The sequence below is a fragment of the Roseofilum acuticapitatum BLCC-M154 genome (genome assembly GCF_030068475.1).
GTDB classification, from domain to species: domain Bacteria; phylum Cyanobacteriota; class Cyanobacteriia; order Cyanobacteriales; family Desertifilaceae; genus Roseofilum; species Roseofilum acuticapitatum.
The window spans coordinates 74,687-81,334 of sequence record NZ_JAQOSP010000133.1 but is presented as its reverse complement, the minus strand read 5'-3'; the positions used below and the strand labels follow the sequence as shown (position 1 = coordinate 81,334).

The 6,648-nt window shown below is 48.4% G+C and carries 4 protein-coding genes; 3 read left to right on the top strand and 1 reads right to left on the bottom strand.

Annotated features, from left to right (window positions below):
- The first annotated feature begins 235 nt into the window (after positions 1-235).
- Together PMG71_RS20985 and gatB are read left to right on the top strand one after the other, a co-directional pair.
- A complete protein-coding gene (locus PMG71_RS20985; RefSeq protein WP_283755685.1) occupies positions 236-817 on the top strand; it encodes a thioredoxin family protein in 582 nt (193 codons plus the stop codon).
- A 104-nt stretch (positions 818-921) separates the two neighbouring features.
- Complete coding sequence (gene gatB / locus PMG71_RS20980) at positions 922-2,406, top strand: Asp-tRNA(Asn)/Glu-tRNA(Gln) amidotransferase subunit GatB (protein WP_283755684.1); 1,485 nt, start codon at positions 922-924, stop codon at positions 2,404-2,406.
- A 509-nt stretch (positions 2,407-2,915) separates the two neighbouring features.
- On the opposite strand, the gene PMG71_RS20975 is transcribed toward gatB, so the two are convergent.
- Entirely contained in the window at positions 2,916-4,736 is a 1,821-nt protein-coding gene (locus PMG71_RS20975) for an aspartate kinase (protein ID WP_283755683.1), read from the bottom strand.
- A 224-nt stretch (positions 4,737-4,960) separates the two neighbouring features.
- On the opposite strand from PMG71_RS20975, the gene PMG71_RS20970 reads away from it, so the two are divergent.
- Positions 4,961-6,478 carry a class I SAM-dependent DNA methyltransferase gene (locus tag PMG71_RS20970; protein ID WP_283755682.1) on the top strand — a complete coding sequence of 506 codons (1,518 nt, stop codon included), beginning with the start codon at positions 4,961-4,963 and terminating at the stop codon, positions 6,476-6,478.
- The last annotated feature ends 170 nt before the right edge of the window (positions 6,479-6,648 follow it).

Below are 6,648 nucleotides of genomic sequence, written 5' to 3'. Positions count from 1 at the left end.
TTCATGTCCGCGAAGCGGAAATACCATGATTAAAAATTTAGGGAGCGAGACGCTCCCACTCCAGTAATATCAAGGGATTAGAGGAGTGCGGGCATCTTGCCCGCTTCTTAACAGATTTTCATGTCCGCTTGCGGAAACCGGACTTGATATCATTAGAAATCAGGGAATGCTTCACAGATTAGGATGCACTTGTACAATAAAGGGGATTTAAACCGACTTTGTACATTTAATCCCTATGGCGAGAACCGAATCAACCATGTTAGCGTTAGGCACTCTAGCGCCCGACTTTCAACTCCCAGATGTAGTCTCTGGAGAAATCATTTCTTTAGAGAGTTTTGCCCAGAAAAAAGCTCTTTTAGTAATGTTTATTTGTAAACATTGTCCCTTTGTCATCCATGTTCAACATCAATTATCCAGTCTAGGGAAAGATTATCAAAATACGGACTTAGGAATCGTGGCAATTAGTGCAAATGATGCAGTAAAATACCCGGATGATTCCCCAGAAAACTTAAAACAAATGGCTCAAGAAGTAGGCTTTACCTTCCCTATTTGCTACGATGAAAGCCAGGAAGTAGCAAAAAGTTATACGGCTGCTTGTACTCCAGATTTCTTCCTCTTTGATGGCGATCGCCACCTGGTGTACCGAGGGCAACTTGATGACTCTCGCCCCAGTACCCATATTCCCGTAACCGGTCAAGATTTGCGCCAGGCGATCGCCTCCATCCTAGGCGGAAACCCCGTAAATTCCGAGCAAAAGCCCAGTCTCGGTTGTAATATTAAATGGAAACCAGGGAATGAACCCCCTTATTATGGTTAGGGAGATGGGGGTATAGATCGCTGTCCTCGCCTTCTTTGGTGTCTCTCCCAACCCCGGATCGGTGATAATAGAACCTAACCTGAAATTACAAGAAGACTTCACCTATGGCCACTGCTGCACCTGCAAAAACCGAGTATGAAGCGATTATTGGTTTGGAAACTCATTGTCAGTTGAGTACCGAAACCAAGATTTTCTCCTATTCCTCCACAGCCTTTGGTGCAACCCCCAACACCAACATTGACCCCATTTGCTTGGGTTTGCCGGGAGTGTTGCCGGTTTTGAATCAGAAGGTTTTAGAATATGCGGTAAAAGCGGGTTTAGCCCTGAACTGCACGATCGCCAAATACAGCAAGTTCGATCGCAAACAATATTTTTACCCCGACTTGCCCAAAAATTATCAGATTTCCCAATATGACCTCCCCATTGCCGAGCATGGGTGGCTGGAAATTGAGTTAGCCGATAAAGACGGGAAACCGCAACGCAAGAAAATTGGCATTACTCGCTTACATATGGAAGAGGATGCCGGAAAATTAGTCCATGGCGGGAGCGATCGCCTATCCGGTTCTACCTTCTCCCTGGTAGACTACAATCGCGCCGGTGTTCCTCTGATTGAAATTGTCTCCGAACCCGACTTGCGCTCTGGGGAAGAAGCAGCCGAATATGCCCAAGAATTGCGCCGCATTGTGCGCTATTTGGGGGTAAGCGATGGCAACATGCAAGAAGGCTCCCTACGCTGTGATGTGAATATTTCCGTGCGTCCCGTGGGTCAAAAAGAGTTTGGCGTAAAGGTGGAAATTAAGAATATGAACTCCTTCAGTGCCATTCAGAAAGCCATTGATTACGAGATTGAACGGCAAATCGAAGCCATTGAAGCAGGAGAGCCAATTTTCCAAGAAACCCGCTTGTGGGAAGAAGGAGCGCAACGCACCGTCAGTATGCGGAGTAAGGAAGGATCGAGCGACTATCGCTATTTTCCCGAACCCGACTTGCCCCCGATTCAGGTTTCTGCGGATCAACTGTCGGGGTGGACGGGAGAATTACCAGAATTACCAGCTCAAAAACGCGATCGCTATGAAAGCGAGTTAGGCTTATCTTCCTATGATGCTCGCGTCATCACCGATGATAGCAGCATCGCCACCTTTTTCGAGGCTACCCTGGCGGCTGGAGGAACCGCCAAACTTGCCGCCAACTGGATTATGGGCGATATTGCCGCTTATCTGAATGCCGAGAAAGTCAAAATTACCGACATCGCCCTCACTCCAGACGCTTTAGCCGAGTTAATCAAGCTCATTGAAGCCAAAACCATTAGCTCCAAAATTGCCAAGGATCTGCTCCCGGAACTTCTTACCAAGGGAGGATCGCCGGAAAAATTAGTCGAAAGTAAGGGGTTAACCCAAATTTCTGACCCCGACACCCTGAACGCGATGATCGCCGAAGTTCTGGAAGCTCATCCCAAGGAACTGGAACAGTATCGCAATGGTAAAACTAAGCTCAAAGGCTTTTTTGTCGGACAAATGATGAAGAAAACTGGCGGTCGAGCCGATCCCAAGTTGACTAACCAACTCTTAGCCAAGCAGTTAGACGGTTAAGCTTTATCATTCCTTGATATTACTGCCGAGATCTCCGATCCAGTGTTTTTTCAGTATTCACACTGAATGATGCAGTTGAGTCCACCCTGTTTTCCTATGAAATCGCCAGTCTCATCCAAGATAACCCTGAAAGAGACTTCAATAATTAATTCATTGACTCATCCCTTGCATCGATAAAAATAGAAAAATTACGGAATTTTGGCACAAAAATGGGGCGTAAAAAACCCCATTTTTTTTATCAAAACATCACAAAAAGGGGTTACACCCCACACCCCTGTTATGTAATAATATGGTAAGTAGATGCACCCTGATGGTAGGGAGAGTCCTATGGCTCTCCTTATTTTTTTTGCTATGGGTCAGGGGGAGGCAAAGATACAACAGTTTCCTCTGCTATGAGACACATTAAGGACTGTTGTTAACGATAGCTAAAATGGCTCAAAGCGCTACCCCATCTCCCCATCTCCCCATCTCCCCATCTCCCCATCACAGCGCAAAGCGCTGCCGAGATCCTAGGCGGGAACGGTAATTTTCTGGCTACCGGAGAGGCCAAAAGCAGCATGAATGGCTTGTAAGGCTTTTACGCCAGAGTCTTGATCGACGACGCAACTGACTTTAATTTCTGAGGTGGCAATCATCTGAATGTTAATCCCTTCCTTAGATAAGGCAGCAAACATCATCGCTGCAACACCGGGATGATTGATCATACCTGTGCCGACAGCACTAACTTTGGCGATCGCCTCATCCACCACCACTTCTGACGATCCCCATTCTGTAGTCAGCTTCTCTAAGAGGGTGCGAGCAGCTTGGGCATCGGCTTGGGCTACGGTGAAGGCAATATCGCGGGTATAGATGCCATTAATCACTCGACAGCGTTGAGATTGGATAATCATATCCACGCTAATGTTATGTTTTGCTAACAGTTGGAATAACTGGGCGGCGGTTCCGGGGCGATCTGGGACATGGCGCAGAGCCAAGCGAGCTTGTTTGAGGTCTAAGGCTACACCTCGGACGGGGGGTTGGCTGCTAGAGGCGATTGCCTTAGCTGTCTGTACGGGTACGTCAAAGGTTTGACAAAGGATAGCCACGGCGCGATCGCAGTCTGTGGCTGCCACCACACAACTCACCTTCACTTCAGAGGTGGAGATCATGAGGATATTGACCCCCCCTGTCGATAGAGCGGTAAACATTTGCGCTGCCACCCCCGGTCGGCCAATCATCCCCGCGCCAGCGATACTAATTTTGGCGATATTATCTTCTACCATCACCTCCGCCGTGTTGAGGCTCGACCCTTGGGAGAGAATCGGTAAAATGGCATTAGCAACCGCTTCCGCTCGTTTGAGGGAGTCGGTGGTTACGGTAAAGGCAATATCATTGGTTTGTCCTTCGTGGATGGATTGGATAATCAGATCCACATCTAAATTTTGGTCGCCAATTTCGCCGAAGAGTTGAGCCGCTACCCCTGGGCGATCGGGAACGCGCAATAAAGACACCTTAGCTTGATCCGTGTCAAACTCTACCGCATCCACTGGGCGTACCAGCTCTAAGCCTTCCAAGGGGCGCGGGAAGGGTTTGGGAGAGGTTACTTTTGTGCCTGGATCGTCTGTCCAACTGGATTTAACGACTAAGGGAATGCCATAATTGCGGGCAATTTCTACGGCTCTCGGATGCAAGACTTTTGCCCCTAAACTGGCTAATTCCAGCATTTCATCGCTGGTAATTTCGCTCATCAGTTGGGCATCGGGAATCAGGCGCGGATCGGCGGTCAGAATGCCCGGTACATCAGTATAAATTTCACATACATTCGCCTTTAGTGCGGCGGCTAAGGCCACGGCTGATGTATCCGATCCACCTCTTCCTAGGGTTGTGATTTCTACATCTGGGATTTCACTATCCGTATCGTCAGAAAGTGCAATTCCTTGGAAACCCGCTACAATTACGACTTGCCCTTCCCCCAGATGGCGCTCGATCCGTTGGGGATTAATGTTAAGAATACGGGCGCGGGTGTGCTGATTGCTTTCCGTGACGATGCCCACCTGAGCGCCCGTCAAGGAGATGGCGGGTTGGTGGATTTCTTTCAGAGCCATACTGAGAAGAGCGATCGACACCTGCTCGCCGGTAGAGAGCAACATATCCATTTCTCGGCGGCAGGGGTTCGCGGAAATTTCGGAAGCGAGTTTGACTAATCCATCCGTGGTTTTACCCATGGCTGAGACCACCACTACTACAGAATTTCCGGCACTTACGGTTTGTTTAACCCGCTTGGCAACCGCTTGGATGCGATCGACTGTACCCACGGAAGTGCCACCATATTTTTGTACGATTAAGGCCATATATCTTGTTCCCCTGCCATGCTTACAAACCTGATCTCCATCAGACTAAGGGTGCATTTTACCCAATTCTGAGCAGTTAGCTTAATTAATGTACCAGATCCCTCGGCGATCGCCCCCTAAATCCGGATCGATCCGATGAATTTGGCGATCGCAAAGCTGAAAACGCCATGAGGGAGAAACCCTAGGATCGGAGTATAATCTGTAATGAACCGATTAAACCTTCCATGTTTGAGCAAACCTTTAAAAATTTAGATGATATTCTCCGGCGTGAAGATGGCTGTGGCACAGAATTGGACTATGCAGAACAGTCTTCCTGGCTATTGTTTCTCAAGTATTTAGATGACTTAGAGCAGTCCCGCGCTCAAGAGGCCTCATTAATGGGGACACCCTACAGTTTCATCCTCGATGAACCCTATCGCTGGTTGGCTTGGGCTGCTCCCAAGAATGCAGCCGGGGAGATTGATTATAATGTGGCGAGGACGGGGGCGGATTTGCTCGATTTCGTCAATGGTGAGCTGTTTCCCTATCTCCAGAAGTTTAAGCAAAAGGCGGAGAGTCCTGACACCATTGAATACAAGATTGGTGAGATTTTTGGGGAGATTAAGAATAAGTTTAATAGTGGTTATAACTTGCGAGAGGCTCTGGATGAAATTGATGAGTTGCGTTTTCAGTCTCAGGATGAGAAGCATGAGCTTTCGGATCTCTACGAGACACGCATTAAAAATATGGGGAATGCGGGACGTAATGGGGGAGAGTATTACACCCCGCGTCCTTTGATTCGGGCGATGATTCGGGTGACGAAGCCGAAGGTAGGAGAGAGGATTTATGATGGGGCCTGTGGTTCGGCGGGGTTTTTGTGTGAGTCTTATGAGTATCTCCGCGCTTCTAAGCTGACGACGAAGGAACTGGAGACGCTGCAAAGGCATACTCTCTATGGGAAGGAGAAAAAGAGTCTCGCCTATGTCATCGGCATCATGAATATGATTTTACATGGCATAGATGCTCCGAATATTATCCACACCAATACTCTGACGGAGAATATCAGCGATATTCAACCGAAGGATAGGATGGATGTGATTCTGGCGAATCCGCCTTTTGGGGGGAGTGAGCGTAAGGAGATTAAGGAGACGTTTCCCATTAAAACGGGGGAGACGGCGTTTCTGTTTTTACAGCATTTTATCAAGATGTTGAAGCCTGGGGGGAGAGCAGCGATTGTGATTAAAAATACGTTTCTTTCTAATGCGGATAATGCGTCGCGGGAGTTACGCAGGGAACTTTTAACCAGTTGTAATCTCCATACGATTCTCGACTGTCCTGGGGGGACTTTCATTGGGGCGGGGGTGAAAACGGTGGTGTTATTTTTCCAAAAGCGTCCCCTGAGCGAAGCCGAAGGGGACAACATGGCGACTGAGAAGATTTGGTATTACAAGTTAGAGCCAGGACGGAGTTTAGGAAAGACTAACGCCCTTAATGATGAGGATTTGGCGGAGTTTGTGGCTCTACAGGAGACGTTTGCGGAGTCGGATAAGTCGTGGTTGGTGGATGTGGCGGATGTGGATGAGGAGACATTTGATCTGTCGGTGAAGAATCCCAATGCACCGGAGGAAGACCCGTTGCGTGAGCCTTGGGAGATTCTGGAGGAAATTGCGGCTTTGGATGCTGAGAGTGCGGAGATTTTAGCGGGTATTGGGGAGGTGGCTGGTTTCGGCTTCGCTCAACCAGCCAAAACCAGTCACAACTAGCCAGAACCAGTCACAACTAGCCAGAACTAGCCAAAACCAGTCACAACTAGCCAAAACTAGCCAAAACTAGCCAATCAGCCAATCAGCCAATCAGCCAACCAGCCAATCAGCCAAAACCAACAACTGAGGGCTGAGCGAAGCCGAAGCCCGATCATTCTCACTAGGAGGTT